This is a genomic window from Modestobacter sp. NPDC049651 (assembly GCF_040659695.1).
GTDB lineage: Bacteria > Actinomycetota > Actinomycetes > Mycobacteriales > Geodermatophilaceae > Modestobacter.
The window spans coordinates 68,111-81,727 of record NZ_JBFAOG010000013.1 but is presented as its reverse complement, the minus strand read 5'-3'; the positions used below and the strand labels follow the sequence as shown (position 1 = coordinate 81,727).

Below are 13,617 nucleotides of genomic sequence, written 5' to 3'. Positions count from 1 at the left end.
CTCAGCCCCGCCGTCCCGCGGTCGCCGGCTCGCCGGCGGGGGCCGCCGGTCCCGCGGCGGACCGGGCGAGGACGCCGGTGGCGACCACCATGGCCACGACGACGGCCGCCAGCAGCACCCACTCGGCCCCGTCCGCCCGCAGCCGCTCGTGCAGCACCACCGTGCCGATGACGACGGCGACCACCGGCTCGCCGACGGTGATCGCGGGCAGCGAGGCGGCCAGGTCCCCGGCCTGGAAGGCCGACTGCTGCAGCAGCGTGCCACCGACCATCGCGGCGGCGAGCACGTAGGTCTCCCAGCTGGTGAGCACCGCGACCGGCCCGGCGTGCAGGGTGCTGACCACGCCCTTGGTCAGGGCCGCGCCCACGCCGTAGGCGATGCCGGTGGCCACCGCCAGCAGCAGGGCGCGCGGCGTGCCGCGCAGGGTCGCCGCCCCGGCCAGGCAGCCGACGAGCACCACGGCCAGCACCACCGCGGTGGGCAGCCAGTCGCGCAGCCCGGCGCGGTCGGTGCCCGCGGAGGGCTGGCCGGCGACCACGAACACCGCGAGCGCGGCGGCCAGCAGCAGCGCGCACAGCCAGTCCCGCGGCCGGAGCCGCCGGCCGGCCCAGGCGGCGCCCAGCGGGAGGGCGAACAGCAGCGTGGTCACCAGCAGCGGCTGCACCAGCACCAGCGACCCGGCGCCGAGCGCGGCGGCCTGCGCCACGTAGCCGCCGGTGTCGCTCACCGCCCCGGCCCACCACAGCGGCCGGCGGGCCAGCGCGAGCACCAGCCGCAGCCCGCGCGCCTGCTCGTCGCGGACCTCCGCGGCCGACCGCTGCTGCACCGCGGCGGCGACCGCGAACAGCGCGGCGGCGAGGAGGGCAAGGCCTGCCGCGAGCGCGGTCACCCGGCCTATCCTGCCCGGCATCGACGCTCTGGAGGACGTCTCGGCCACCGCGTGGTGGCCGGTTCGTGGCCTGGTCCTGGTCCTGGCCGTGCTCGCGCTGGCCGGCACGGTCCGGGCGTTCGTGCGCCACCGCGGCCTGCTGCTGCGGCTCACCGGCGTGCTGGTGACCCTGGTGCTGCTGCTGGCCAGCGCGGCCGCCGCGGTGAACGCGCACTACGGCTACTACCCCACCCTGGGCCAGGCGCTGGGCCGGACCTCCCCCGACGCGTCGAGCCTGGAGGCGGCCGAGGACCGCCGCGGCCGGGTCCCCGACCACGGGTCGGTGGTCGCGGTGCAGCTGCCCGCGCCCCGGTCGGGCTTCGACGCGCGTCCGGCGCAGGTGTACCTGCCGCCGGCCTGGTTCGCCCGGGACCGCCCGACGCTGCCGGTGGTGATGCTGCTGCACGGCACGCCCGGCTCACCGACCGACTGGGTCGAGGGCGGCGAGGCCCCGGCCACCGCCGACGCCTGGGCGGCGCGGCACGGCGGGCGTGCGCCGGTGCTGGTCATGCCCGACGTCAACGGCACCCTGACCGGTGACACCGAGTGCGTCGACAGCGACCGCGGCCGGGTGGAGACCTACCTGACCGAGGACGTGCCGGCCGCGGTGGTGGCGATGACCGGCGCGCAGCCGCCCGGGCGGCGGTGGGCGGTGGCCGGGCTGTCCGAGGGCGGCACCTGCGCCATGGTGCTCGCGCTGCGCCACCCGGACCTGTTCACCGCGTTCGGGCAGTACAGCGGGCTGGTCGGCCCGCGCGCCGGCGACACCAACAGCGGGGTCGCGGAGACGGTGGCCGAGCTGTTCGGCGGCTCGGAGGCCGCGTTCCGGGCGCACGAGCCTCCCGACCTGCTGGCCGCCGCGGGCGACCGCTACCGGCACCTGGGCGGGTGGTTCGAGGTGGGTGCGGACGACGCCGAGCCGCTCGCCGCCGCCGAGCAGCTCGCCCCGCTGGCCCGGCAGGCGCAGATCGACACCTGCCTGGTCGTCGTGCCCGGCGGCCAGCACACCTTCGCCGTGTGGCGGGCGGCGTTCCGGTCGTCGCTGCCCTTCCTCGCCGCCCGGCTCGGGATGGTCCGGCAGACCGCCGCGATGACCGGGAGCTGCGCCGCGCCGTCCTGACCGCGCACCCGCGGTTGGAGCGGGATTGGCGACGGCGACGCGACGGTGCCCCCGCCGGGCGGACCCGCCGCCCGCCGGCCCGGCCCCGAGGAGCTGAGGGTGCACACCTTCTTCAAGCACGCCGACTTCCAGTTCGCCGCGGAGAACGTCCTCGGCGCCACCTACGCCCGGGGAGCCGACGTGGGCGAGGTGCTCACCACCGTCGACCGGGTGCACGACGGCGACGCCCGCAGCTGGGTCACCCAGTGGACGGCGACGGCCGACCGGGTGGCCGCGCTGGCGCAGGAGGCCGAGGCGGTGGGGCACCGGCGGTCGGCGGCGGCCCGCTGGCTGCGCGCGGCCACCTACTTCGCCGCGGCGTCGGAGAAGGCGGACGCCACGGGGACGTTCACCGAGCTGTGGGAACGCCACCGCGACGCCTGGGACCGGTTCACCGAGCTCGGCGACGTCCCGGTCGAGCGGCTGGCCGTGCCCTACGAGGGCACGACGCTGCCCGGGTACCTGTTCCGCTCGGGGCCACCCGACGAGCCCCGCCGGACGCTGGTCTACACCAACGGCAGCGACGGCTCCGTCGTCGGCGCGTGGACCCGGTGCGCGGCCGGGGCGCTGCCCCGCGGCTGGAACGTCGTCACCTACGACGGCCCCGGCCAGAACGCGGCCCTGGTGCGGCAGTCCCTCCCCTTCCGCCCCGACTGGGAGCACGTGCTGACCCCGGTCCTCGACCTGCTCGCCACCCGGCCCGAGGTCGACCCCGGGCGGATCGCGGTGGTCGGCGTCAGCCAGGCCGGCTGCTGGGTGCCCCGCGCGCTGGCCGCCGAGCACCGCGTCGCCGCGGCGGTGGCCGACCCCGGCGTCGTCGAGGTCGCCAGCTACGCGGTCGGCCAGCTGCCGCACTTCCTGGTCAAACTGCTCGACGCCGGCGACCGGGAGAGGTTCGACCGGCAGATGGAGCTGGGGCTCAAGGTCTCCCCCGCGACCCGGACGACGCTGCGGTGGCGGATGCGCCCCTACGGCACGACCTCGCCGTTCGACTTCTTCACCGCGATGCGCGAGCACCGGGTCAGCGACGAGCAGCTCGCCGCGATCCGCTGCCCGCTGCTGGTCACCGACCCCGAGCACGAGCAGTTCTGGCCGGGCCAGCCGGCCCGGATGGCCGCCGGGGTGGGAGCCCGCGCCACCCTGGTGCCGTTCACCGCCGCCGAGGGGGCCGACGGGCACTGCGAGCCGGCCGCCGCGGGCCTGCGCGACGAGCGCCTCCTCGACTGGCTCGACGAGCAGGTGCCGGCCCGGTGACCGGGGTGCCGGACCTGCTCGCCGTGCTCACCCGCGGCCTCGGCGCACCGGCGGCGCGGGGCCGGTCCGCCGGCGGGCGCCGGGCCGGCGCCCCGGGCCCGGCGGGCCGGCCACCGGTCGCCGGGCCAGCGACACGGTGAGCGCGGGGAACACCAGCACGGTGACGACGCCGGCGCCCACCAGGGCGGCGGCGTTCTCGCGGAGCATGGTGCCGCTGCGGAGCCCGATCTCGGTGAGCGCCACCAGCACCGGCAGCGCGGTCGCGCTGACCAGCCCGGCCTGGACCCGCTGCCTGGCCGGCAGCAGCCCGCGGTAGACCAGCAGCGCCGGGCCACCCCGCACCGCGACCATGAGCACCAGGAAGAGGACCAGCCGCAGCGGCGCGTCGGCGATGGCCGGCAGGTCCAGGGCCATGCCGGAGGACACGAAGAACACCGGGACGAAGAACCCGTAGCCGACCGCGTCGAGCTTCGCCTCCAGCTGCGGCGCCGCCGGCCCGACCCAGCGCCGGAGCACCACGCCGGCGAGGAAGGCGCCGAGCACCGCGTCCAGGTGGAACTGGTCGGTGACCGCGATGAGTGCGACCAGCAGCAGCACCGTGCCGCGCAGGGTGATCTGGCCGGTCTCGTCCTGCCCGGCGAGCGCAACGGTCGCCAGCCGGCTGCCGTCGCGGACCGCGTGGCGCAGCAGTGCGAGCGCCCCGGCGAGGACGGCGACCGCACCGAGGGACGCCAGCGCGGCCAGCCGCCCCTGGCTGCCCAGGAACACCGCGATCGCCAGCACCGGCAGCAGCTCGCCGGCGCCGCCGGTCGCCAGCAGCACCCGCCCGAGCGGGCCGGTGAGCAGCCCCTCGTCGCGCAGCACCGGCAGCAGGGTGCCCAGCGCCGTGGTGGTCAGCGCCAGGGACACCGGCAGGAAGTCCCGGACCACCCCGCCGGCGGTGAGCGCACCGACGACGAGCAGGGCGAGCGCGAGCGACGTGCCCCAGGCGAGGACCGCGCGCCGCCCGGCCGCCTCGCCGAGCAGTCGGAGGTCCAGCTCGTAGCCGGCGAGCAGGAAGACGAAGCCCAGGCCCACGTCGGCGAGCACCTGCACGTCACCGGCGGACCCGGCGTCCAGCACGTGCGGCCCGAGCACGATCCCCCCGGCCAGCAGCAGCACCACCTGCGGCACGGCCAGCTTCGGGAACAGCCCCTTGACCAGGGCGGCGAGCAGCGACACCGCGGCGACGGCGGCCAGGGTGTCGATCGACAGGACGTCGTCCACCCGGGCCTCCTCCCGACACCGCAGCGCCCGTCCGATCCTGGTGGGTCGGGCCGGGCGGTGGAAGGAGCTGGTGCGCGGCGCACCGCCGGCTCGGGCCGCTGTCCCGGCCCGCGGGGAGGGGCCCGCTGCCCGCCGACCGGTCGGTCAGTTGTGCAGCACGGCGGCGCCGCCGAACCGCCCGTCGGCGAGGTCGGCCAGGGCGACGTCGGCCCGCTCCATCGGGTAGCCGGTGGTGGTGGCCCACACGTCGAGCCGGGCCGCCAGGTCGAGGAACTCCTCCCCGTCCCGGCGGGTGTTCGCGGTGACGCTGCGCAGCCGGCGCTCCTGGAACAGGTCGCGGTCGTAGGCCAGCGCCGGGACGTCGGACAACCAGATGCCGGCCACCGCCAGGGTCGCCCCGCGGTCCAGCGCCTGGAGCGCCGCCGGCACCAGCTCCCCCGCCGGCGCGAACAGCACCGCGCCGTCCAACGGTTCGGGCGGGACGTCGGTGGCACCGCCCACCGAGTCCACGCCCAGCCGCACCGCCAGCTCCCGGTTGCGCGTGCCGCGGGTGAGGACGTGCACGCGCAGCCCCTGGGCCAGGGCCACCTGCGCGGTGAGGTGCGCGCTGCCCCCAGCCGTAGATCCCCAGCCGACCACCGGGCGGCACCTCCGCGGCCCGCAGGGCCCGGTACCCGATGATCCCGGCGCACAGCAGCGGCGCCGCCTGCTCGTCGCTGAGCCCGTCGGGCAGCGGGTAGGCGAAGGACTCCTCGGCCAAGCAGGCGTCGGCGTACCCGCCGTCGACGTCCCAGCCGGTCAAGGCGGGGTGCAGGCACAGGTTCTCCTGCCCCCGCCGGCAGAACCGGCAGCTGCCGTCGGTGCGCCCCAGCCAGGGGACGCCGATCCGGTCGCCCACGGCGAAGCGCGTCACGCCGGGGCCGAGCGCCTCGACCCGCCCGACGACCTCGTGGCCGGGGGTGACGCCGGGACGGCGCGCCGGCAGGTCGCCCTCGGCCAGGTGCAGGTCGGTGCGGCAGACCCCGCACAGCGAGATCCGCACCCGCACCTGGCCGGGGCCCGGGGCCGGTGTGTCGCGCTCGACCCGGCGCAGCACCCCGTCGGCGAGCGGCCCGGGGCGGTCGACCACCCAGGCGAGCACGAGAGGGGCTCAGCTGCCGGCGGCGGCCAGCGCGGTGGTGTCCCGCCCGGCCTCCGGAACCGTGTCCGGGTGCACCACCAGGACCGGGCAGGGGGCGTGCACCACGGCGTGCAGCGCCACCGAGCCGAGCACCATGCCGGCCAGCCGGCTGCGGCTCCGGCTGCCGACCACCAGCAGCGCGGCGCCCGCGGCCTGCCGGACCAGCACGTCCTGCGGCGGCCCGTCGAGGGCGCGCACCTGCACCCGGAGGTCCGGCCGGTCGCCCAGCACCTCGGCGACCAGGCGTTCGGCCGCCGTCTGGGCGGCCTCGCGCATCCGGGTGAACTCGCGGACCTCGAAGACGTAGGCCTCGGTCCAGTAGTCGGGCACGGTCACGGCCGTGACCGCGTGCAGCTCGGCCCCCAGCGCGGCCGCCGCCTCCGCCGCGGCGCGGACCACGGCGCCCGCGGTGTCCGACTCGTCGACCCCGACCACCACCCGCGCCGGGGCGGCCACCGCCCCCGGGTGGACGACCACGACGCGGCAGGCGGCGTGCGCGGCGCAGTGCAGCGCGACCGACCCGAGCAGCGTGCTGCGCACCCCGCCCCGGCCGCGGCTGCCGACGACGAGCAGGGCGGCGTCGCGGCTGCGCTGGACCAGGTGCTCGGAGGCGGCACCGGCGACGACCGTGACGGTCACGTCGACGTCCCGCCCGGCGGCCGCCCGGGCCCCGGTGACCAGCTCCCGGGTCAACCGCTCGGTGTCCGCGCGGATCTCCTCGATGCGCGCGGGGTTCTCCAGCAGCGGGTCGATCCAGTAGAAGTCCACCGGGAAGGCGGCGACCACCTCCAGCGGCGACTGCCGGCGGGCCGCCTCGGCGAGGGCCCAGTCCAGGGCGGCCCGGGCGCCCGGTGACCCGTCGACCCCGACGACGACCCGGTCGGCGGGCGCGGTGCTCTTCTGGTCCACGACGTCCTCCTCGCACCGGGTGCCGGCCGTTCCGGCCCGGTCGTCCCGAGCCTGCCGCCGCCGGCGGGGACGGGGCGCCGTCCGCACGTCACGGGGCGCCGGGACGTAGGTCCCGGCGCCCCGCGCTCCTCGCTCAGCGGCCCTGCGCCGCCTGTTCCTGCGTCGCCCGTTCCGGTGCCGTCTCCGCCGTGGGCGCGGCGGCCGGACCCGGGATCCGCGGTGCGGTGCCGGCTCCGTCCGGTGCGGTCGGCGGCCCCGGCGGGACGTGCGCGCGCTGGACGGCGAGAGCGACGAGCAGCCCGCCGACCACCAGCAGCAGGGCACCGCCGGCCAGCAGCCCGATGGAGACCGCACGGAGCGCCGGGACGGTGGCGGCCAGCCGGACGTCCGCGGAGACCCCGGCCGCGCCGTCGGCCCGCATGACCACGACCGTCCAGTCGCCGTCCCGCGGGGTCCAGGTCAGCCGCTGCGCACCCGGACCGCTGGTCTGCGCCGCCCAGATGCTGGCCTGCGTGGGCGCCGAGGACGGCGGGCCGCCGGCCAGGTCGGTCGTCATCCGGCCCATCCCGCTGGTCCACCCGTCCCACATCCGGTCGCCGGTCACCATCCGCTGGCCGACACCGGCCAGCCACCGGTCGGCCTCGGCCGACGGGGCGATGCCCACGAACAGCGGTGTCGACCCGTCGGTCGGGGTGGCCTGCACCCGCACCCGGCCCACGAGGTCGTCGAGCACCCAGTCAGCTCCCGCCGTCTCCAGCACGACTCGGTCGCTGACCAGCGCGTACCGCCCGGTCGACACCGTGCTGGCCGGGCTGACCAGCCAGTCCCCCTCCCGGTGGGTGGCATCGGCGACGAGCAGCCCGGTCCCGGCGGCCAGCGGCGCGGTCGACACCAGCACCAGGAGCGCGCCGGCGACCAGGGCGACCACCCGGCCCGCCGTCCAGCCCCGGGGCCGGCCCCCGGGCCCGGCGGGCGCGGTCGTGGTCGCGGTGGCACCGCCGGCCGGGACGGGCGCCGCGGTCCCGGTGCCCGTCGGTGCCGGCGGCAGCGGCCCGGCCGGCACCGAGCCGGGGTCGGTGCCGCCCATGTCCAGCCGGAACGGCGGGTAGCGGTCGGTCATCAGCGCGGCGTAGGCGGCGACCCGCAGCACCCACCGGTCCATGCCGAGGACGAAGTCGAACAGCGGGCGGGGGTACCTGCCGGTGAACAGCAGCACGACCGCGGCCACGAGCACCAGCAGCCCGATCAGGCCGCCGGAGCCCCAGTTCCCGCCCCACCCGTCGTCCCCCGCCCGGGAGGTCAGCCAGAGACCGCCGCCGGCGAAGACGGCCACCACGACGTAGTGCGGGATCGCCAGCAGCCACCACTTCACCAGCACCAGCCCCCGGGAGAGCCGTTCCGGGTACTCCACGGACAGGTGCGCCGGGTAACCGGGCACCTCGGCGAGGGTGAACGGCGGGTACCGGTCGGTGCCGAGCGCGGAGTACGCGTAGTACTGCACGCGCCACGTCCAGCGGAGCACCCCGACGTTGAAGTCGAACACCGCCCGCGGGTAGCGGCCGGTGACCAGGACGGCGAAGAACGCGACGACGGTCAGCACGGTGAACGCCAGCCACAGGAACGCGAGCACCACCGCGTGCGGCAGCACCAGCAACCACTTCACCAGCCAGAGCCACCGGGTGGTCTGCTCCTGGGTCGCGTCCACCCGGACCGGGTAGGGCGCGGGTTGCTCGGTCACGGCGCACCTCCTGAGGGATCTGCCCGCGCCTGCCGCCGCGGTCGCGCCGACCTGCTGCACGGGGCCCGCCCACCGTCGCGCCGGGGGCACCCCCGGGACCACGGCCCTTCGTCGGCCCCGGGCGGGTCGGAGGTCGGTCCGGGACCGGCTCAGGCAGCGGGGTGGACGACGAGCACCGGGCACGGGGCGTGCATCGCCGCGCCGAGCGCGACCGACCCGAGCAGCAGGCCCCGCCACTCCCCGTGGCCGCGGCAGCCGACGACGAGCAGCCCGGCGTCGGTGGCCGCCTGCAGCAGCGCATCGAGCGGGCGGCCCTCGACCACCACGACGTCGACCTCGGGCGCCGGCCGGCCGAGCCGGGCGCCGGCGGCCGCTCGTTCCTCGGCCACTGCCGCGTCCACCGCCGCGCGCAGCTGGGCGGCCACCTCCGCCCGGGTGGGCACGACGACGGTCGTCAGCTCCGCCCACTGGTCGGCCATCTCGAAGGCGGCCACCACGCGCACCGGCACGCCCGGGCCGCCGCCGCGTCGAGCGCGGCCGCGAGCGCGGCCCGGGCGTGACCCGACCCGTCGAGACCCACGACCACCCGCCGGCCCGCCGCGCCCGGCGGGGCCGGGTGCACGACGAGCACCGGGCAGGGGGCGTGCGTCGCGCAGTGCAGCGCGACCGAGCCCAGCAGGACGCTGCCGACCGCCCCCCGGCCGCGGTTGCCCACGACGAGCAGCTCCGCCCCGTGCGCCCGGCCGACCAGGCGCTCCGCGGCCGGTACCGAGCAGGCGTGCACGGTCACCGGCACCTCGGCCGCGCCCGGCACCGCGGCCACCGCGGGGTCGGCGCGCACGCTGCGCACCAGGTCCTGGGTGCGCAGCAGCGCCCGCTCCCGCACCTCCGGCCACACCGAGCTCGGCACCGGGTAGGGCCCGCCGAACGACACCGGCGGCTGCACCGCGTGCACCGCCTCGACCACAGCCCCCCGGCGGGCCGCCTCCACCAGCCCCGCCACCAGGGCGTCGCGTCCCCCGGGCGAGTCGTCGGCGCCCACCACCACCCGGGGCCGGTCCACCCCGGCGGGACCGCCCGGCCCGTCGTCCCGCTGCTCGCTCATGCGCGCTCCCTCTCCCCGCGGACCCCTTCCCCGCGCCGGAGGTCCCGGTGCAGGCCGAGCACGAGCAGGTCGGCGTCCCGGCCCAGGGCGAGCAGGACGCCGGTGACCGGGCCGGCGAGCACCTCGACCTGGGTGCGTCCCCGGACGCCGGTCGCGGCGACCGCGCGCTGGACCAGGGTCACGAGGTGCTCACGGCGGGCCGTGACCTCCGCCGGGTCGGGTGCCGGCGCAGCGACCGGACCGGGGCAGACGGTGACCGCCAGCACGGTGGCGTCCCGCCGGGCGGCCTCCCGGAGCGCGAAGCACAGCGGGCCGTCGCCGTCGTCCGTCGGGCTGACCCCCACGACGATCCGGGGCGGGTGCGGAGCCGGCACCGGCCGGTCCGGGCTCACCGGCGCGGCAGCAGCCGCGGCACCGGGGCGAGCCGCACCGCACCGGCTCCGGTGACCGCCGCCATCGACGAGGCCATCAGCAGCCCGGCGAGCACGCCGATCGCGGTCACCAGCACCGGGTCCTGGCCCGGGTGCCACAGCGGGGTGGCCACGGCGGTGAACACCACCAGCCCGGCCAGCCACCCGGCCGCGGTCCACCCGATCCACCGGCCGGCATGCGCGACGTGCCACCGCAGCACGGACCACTGCGCCGTCCCGAGCGACAGCAGCAGCACCGTGCCACCGACCGCGGCCGCCCCGACCTGCCCGGCGGTCGGCCAGCCGCGCCAGACGTCCGCCGTGCTGCTGGGCAGCAGGCCCAGCAGCCACGCCAGTGCGGCGGCCGCCGCCGTCCGGGCGGTCCAGGTCTCGAGGGGCAGGTCCGGCAGCCGGCGCCGCAGCACCCGGGCCTGCGACCAGCCGAGCACCGCACCCTCCCCCGCCCCGGCCAGCGGCAGCAGGAGCAGCGGGAGCGGGCCGGGGGCACCGGCGGCACCCAGCGCCGCGGCGGCCGCCGGCAGCAGGAAGCCGACCGCCTCCCCGGCGGTGACCACCAGCAGCCAGCGTCGCCACAGCCTGGCCTCCGCGGGCGGTCGGGAGCCGCTCGCTCGAGCGGCGGAGCGGGTGTCGATCGCCATGACGCCAGCGTCCGGCCCCGGCGGCACCGGCGGCCAGGGCCGAACGGCTCGGCGCGGGCGCGCAGTCGTCCCCCGGGCACCGGGACCTCCGTACGGCGACGCGGCAGCCGGGGTCCTAGGTCCCGGGCAGGTGGGACGGCCGGCACCGCGCGCGCCGATGCGCGGGGGGCCAGCCTCGGGGGGGAGCAGGAGGACGGCGCGCCCGCCCGCTGGACCGGCCCCCAGGGGGTGGCATCTCATGGACGCACGGCCCGGACCCCGGGTGCTGGTGGCGGTGGCCAGCCGGCACGGCGCCACCGCCGAGCTCGCCGTGGCGCTCGCGCGGGACCTGGAGCGGTCCCCCGACACCGGCTCGGCGGTCTGCCTGCCGGTCGCGCAGGCCCCGGACCCCGCCGGTTACGACGCCGTGGTGCTCGGCAGCGCGGTCTACGCCGGGCGGTGGCTGGAGCCCGCGAGGGCCTGGGCGATGGGCCACCTCGGCCGGCTGCGGGAACGCCCGGTCTGGCTGTTCAGCAGCGGGCCCATCGGCGCGCCCCCCTTCCCCCCGGACGAGCCGCACGACGTCGCGGTGCTCGGGCGGCTGCTCGGGAGCACCGGCCACCGGCTGTTCCCCGGCCGGCTGGACCCGGCCCGCCTGGACGTCGGCGAACGGGCGGTCGTGACGGCCATGCGGGCCCCGGTCGGGGACTTCCGCGACTGGCCGTCGGTGACCGCCTGGGCGGCTGAGATCGCCGCGGTGCTCGCCGCGGGCCGGCAGACCGCCCCCGCCACCGCGCCGCCCGGCTGACGCGGGGGTGCACGATGACCGGTTCCGCGCCCCCGGCGCCCGAGTGGCGGCGACTGCTGTCCTCGGTCCCGGTCGGCCGGCTGGGCTTCACCGTCGGGGCGCTGCCGGAGATCCGGCCGGTCCCGCTGCTCACCGGGGCCGACGGCGCGCTGCTGACCTGCGTCGACGCGGAGACGGCCGAGCACGTGCGGCCCGGCACGATCGTCGCGCTGCAGGCCGACGCGTGGGACGTCGGGCTGCGGCGCGGCTGGACGGTCACCGTGGTGGGGGTCTGCGTGTGGCCGCCGGCCGACGCGTCGCTGACCGCGGAGCCGGGCGGGCAGCTGGTCCGGGTCGACGTCGCGACGGTCCGCCACCGGGTGGCGACGCGGGCGTGGGGGTTCACGCCCGCGTCGGCCCCCGCCACGTGACCACGGTGCCCCCGCCGACCGCCGGCGCCACGACCAGGTCCCCGCCGTGCCCCTGCGCCCGCCGGCGCATGTTCGCCAGACCGCTGCGCCGGGACGTCGGCCCCAGCCCCCGGCCGTCGTCGCGGACCACCACGGTGAGCGCCCCGTCGGCCAGCGTCAGCTCGACGCGGGCGCTGCGCGCCCGCGCGTGCCGGGCGACGTTGGTCAGCGCCTCCCGCACCACCGCCACCGCGTCGTCGGCGACCGCGTCCGGCACCAGCGCGTCGAGCAGCCCGTCGAAGCGCAGCGCCGGCTCGAAGCCGAGCGCGGGGACGACCTCGTCGACCACCGCGAGCACCCGGGTGCGCAGCCCGGCGGACTGGGCCCGCGCCCCCTCCTGCAGCTGGAAGATGCTTGCCCGGATCTGCCCGATGGTGTCGTCCAGGTCGCGGATGGTCGTGGCCAGCCGGTCCGCCGCCGCCCCGGGGCCCATGGTCGCGGCGAGCGCCTGCAGGCTGAGCCCGGCGGCGAACAGCCGCTGGATGACGTGGTCGTGCAGATCGGCGGCGATCCGTTCCCGGTCGCCGAGCACCGAGGCGCGCTCCTGCTCGCGGCGGGCCTCCGCGAGCTCGATGGCGAGCGCGGCGTGGTTGGCGAAGCTGAACACCATGTCCACGTCGTCGGTGGTGAAGGCGGGGCGCCCGGCCAACCGGCCCACGGTCAGCACCCCGTGCACCCGGCCGGACCCGGTCAGCGGGACGGCGAGCACCGGCCCGACGTCGACCCGCCCGGAGGTGAGCGCCGCGAGGCCCCCCTCGTCGGTCAGGCGCGGCACCGCGACCGGTTCACCGGTGGTGAGGACGCGCCCGGACAGCGACGTCGCGACGGGCAGCGTGCGCCCGCGCAGGTGCCCACCGTCCTCTCCCACGCTGACCGCGATCCGCAGCTGGGACCCGTCCGGGCCGTCGGGGACCATCAGCAGCGCGAGGTCGGCGTCCGCGATCTCCTGGGTGCGCTCCGCGATGAGCGCGAGGGCCCGGCCGTCGTCCGCGCCGGGTGAGAGCAGCTCGCGGGTGGCCGCGGCCGAGGCCTGCAGCCACTCACCGCGGGCCCGTGCGGTCTCGTACAGCCGGGCGTTGTCGATCGCCCCGCCGGCCGACACGGCCAGCGCGGCCAGCAGCTCCTCGTCCTCGGCGCTGAACGTGCCGCGGGTGCTGTCGGCCACGTAGACGTTGCCGAACACGTCGCCGCGGACCCGGATCGGCACGCCGAGGAAGCTCTCCATCCCCGGGTGGCCCGCGGGGAACCCGACGGACCGGGGGTCGTCGCGGACGTGCGGGATGCGGATCGGCTCCGGCTGGTCGATGAGGGCACCGAGCAGCCCCTTGCCCTGCGGCAGGTGGCCGATCCGCGCCAGCGCGTCCGGGGGCATCCCCTCGTGCACGAACTCCACCAGGCCACTGGGGCCGATGACACCGAGCGCCGCGTACCGGGCGCCCACCAGCTCCCGCGCCGCGGAGACGATCCGCCGCAGCACGACGGGCAGCGCCAGGTCGCCGGCGACCAGCCGGTTCGCGCGCAGCAGCCCGCGCAGCCGGCCCTGGGTCGTGAGCACCTCCTGCGCCCGGTCGACCAGCTGCTCCAGCAGCTGGTCGAGCTCGAGCCGGGGGACGTCGGGGAAGGTGAGCGCCGCCGGGTCCGGGTCCGGGCTCCTGGGCGGACCCGGCACCTCGGTGCGCGCCCGTGGCTGCGGGGTGCTGCCCATCACCGGCACCTCCCGGTCGGCGCTCGACGGGGCCCTCGGCCAGGTCCCCCGCCCTGTTGCCGTCACGC

The 13,617-nt window shown here is 78.2% G+C and carries 14 protein-coding genes and 1 pseudogene; 4 read left to right on the top strand and 11 right to left on the bottom strand.

The features are described 5' to 3' along the window. Window position 1: 1 nt before the first annotated feature. Window positions 2-889, bottom strand: coding sequence for a DMT family transporter (locus tag AB0J00_RS16960; protein ID WP_357746774.1), 888 nt, complete (start codon window positions 887-889; stop codon window positions 2-4). An 88-nt stretch (window positions 890-977) separates the two neighbouring features. Between AB0J00_RS16960 and AB0J00_RS16955 the strand changes: the two genes are divergently transcribed. Both AB0J00_RS16955 and AB0J00_RS16950 read left to right on the top strand, forming a co-directional pair. Beyond that, window positions 978-2,048 (top strand): alpha/beta hydrolase-fold protein, encoded by a 1,071-nt coding sequence (locus AB0J00_RS16955; protein WP_357746771.1) that lies wholly within the window; start codon window positions 978-980, stop codon window positions 2,046-2,048. A 99-nt stretch (window positions 2,049-2,147) separates the two neighbouring features. Beyond that, a complete protein-coding gene (locus tag AB0J00_RS16950; protein ID WP_357746769.1) occupies window positions 2,148-3,341 on the top strand; it encodes a hypothetical protein in 1,194 nt (397 codons plus the stop codon). Between the two features lie 27 nt (window positions 3,342-3,368). On the opposite strand, the gene AB0J00_RS16945 is transcribed toward AB0J00_RS16950, so the two are convergent. The 9 genes and pseudogenes from AB0J00_RS16945 to AB0J00_RS16905 all read right to left on the bottom strand — a co-directional run bounded on the left by AB0J00_RS16945 (window position 3,369) and on the right by AB0J00_RS16905 (window position 10,608). Further along, entirely contained in the window at window positions 3,369-4,607 is a 1,239-nt protein-coding gene (locus AB0J00_RS16945; RefSeq protein ID WP_357746766.1) for a cation:proton antiporter, read from the bottom strand. Between the two features lie 144 nt (window positions 4,608-4,751). Then, window positions 4,752-5,246: a hypothetical protein gene (locus tag AB0J00_RS16940; RefSeq protein ID WP_357746764.1), complete on the bottom strand. Its 495-nt coding sequence runs from the start codon at window positions 5,244-5,246 to the stop codon at window positions 4,752-4,754. Between the two features lie 106 nt (window positions 5,247-5,352). Beyond that, a pseudogene (locus AB0J00_RS16935) lies at window positions 5,353-5,655 on the bottom strand (alcohol dehydrogenase catalytic domain-containing protein); the annotation flags it as partial. Window positions 5,656-5,757: 102 nt separating this feature from the next. Further along, window positions 5,758-6,696, bottom strand: a complete 939-nt coding sequence (locus AB0J00_RS16930; protein ID WP_357746761.1) for a universal stress protein — start codon at window positions 6,694-6,696, stop codon at window positions 5,758-5,760. Window positions 6,697-6,829: 133 nt separating this feature from the next. Then, entirely contained in the window at window positions 6,830-8,434 is a 1,605-nt protein-coding gene (locus tag AB0J00_RS16925; RefSeq protein ID WP_357746758.1) for a DUF4389 domain-containing protein, read from the bottom strand. A gap of 149 nt (window positions 8,435-8,583) precedes the next feature. Beyond that, the gene (locus AB0J00_RS16920; RefSeq protein ID WP_357746755.1) at window positions 8,584-8,928 is read right to left on the bottom strand and encodes a universal stress protein; all 345 of its coding nucleotides are present in this window, start codon (window positions 8,926-8,928) and stop codon (window positions 8,584-8,586) included. Continuing rightward, window positions 8,889-9,539 (bottom strand): universal stress protein, encoded by a 651-nt coding sequence (locus AB0J00_RS16915; protein WP_357746752.1) that lies wholly within the window; start codon window positions 9,537-9,539, stop codon window positions 8,889-8,891. The genes AB0J00_RS16920 and AB0J00_RS16915 overlap by 40 nt, the downstream gene beginning before the upstream one ends. After that, complete coding sequence (locus tag AB0J00_RS16910; protein ID WP_357746749.1) at window positions 9,536-9,913, bottom strand: universal stress protein; 378 nt, start codon at window positions 9,911-9,913, stop codon at window positions 9,536-9,538. Before AB0J00_RS16910 ends, AB0J00_RS16915 begins: the two co-directional genes overlap by 4 nt. Before the next feature lie 14 nt (window positions 9,914-9,927). Continuing rightward, on the bottom strand, window positions 9,928-10,608 hold the full coding sequence (locus AB0J00_RS16905; protein WP_357746746.1) for a hypothetical protein: 681 nt from the start codon (window positions 10,606-10,608) through the stop codon (window positions 9,928-9,930). Window positions 10,609-10,846: 238 nt separating this feature from the next. Between AB0J00_RS16905 and AB0J00_RS16900 the strand changes: the two genes are divergently transcribed. Together AB0J00_RS16900 and AB0J00_RS16895 are read left to right on the top strand one after the other, a co-directional pair. After that, entirely contained in the window at window positions 10,847-11,395 is a 549-nt protein-coding gene (locus AB0J00_RS16900) for a flavodoxin domain-containing protein (protein WP_357746742.1), read from the top strand. Window positions 11,396-11,409: 14 nt separating this feature from the next. Further along, window positions 11,410-11,805: a pyridoxamine 5'-phosphate oxidase family protein gene (locus AB0J00_RS16895; protein ID WP_357746740.1), complete on the top strand. Its 396-nt coding sequence runs from the start codon at window positions 11,410-11,412 to the stop codon at window positions 11,803-11,805. On the opposite strand, the gene AB0J00_RS16890 is transcribed toward AB0J00_RS16895, so the two are convergent. Next, window positions 11,777-13,549 (bottom strand): GAF domain-containing protein, encoded by a 1,773-nt coding sequence (locus AB0J00_RS16890; protein ID WP_357746737.1) that lies wholly within the window; start codon window positions 13,547-13,549, stop codon window positions 11,777-11,779. The genes AB0J00_RS16895 and AB0J00_RS16890 overlap by 29 nt on opposite strands. Between the last annotated feature and the right edge of the window lie 68 nt (window positions 13,550-13,617).

Bases quoted from the DNA above. Each gene is read 5' to 3' on its own strand.
- AB0J00_RS16905 (WP_357746746.1), bottom strand. From the start codon at position 10,608: ATGGCGATCGACACCCGCTCCGCCGCTCGAGCGAGCGGCTCCCGACCG.
- AB0J00_RS16900 (WP_357746742.1), top strand. From the start codon at position 10,847: ATGGACGCACGGCCCGGACCCCGGGTGCTGGTGGCGGTGGCCAGCCGG.
- AB0J00_RS16915 (WP_357746752.1), bottom strand. From the start codon at position 9,539: ATGAGCGAGCAGCGGGACGACGGGCCGGGCGGTCCCGCCGGGGTGGAC.
- AB0J00_RS16890 (WP_357746737.1), bottom strand. From the start codon at position 13,549: ATGGGCAGCACCCCGCAGCCACGGGCGCGCACCGAGGTGCCGGGTCCG.
- AB0J00_RS16895 (WP_357746740.1), top strand. From the start codon at position 11,410: ATGACCGGTTCCGCGCCCCCGGCGCCCGAGTGGCGGCGACTGCTGTCC.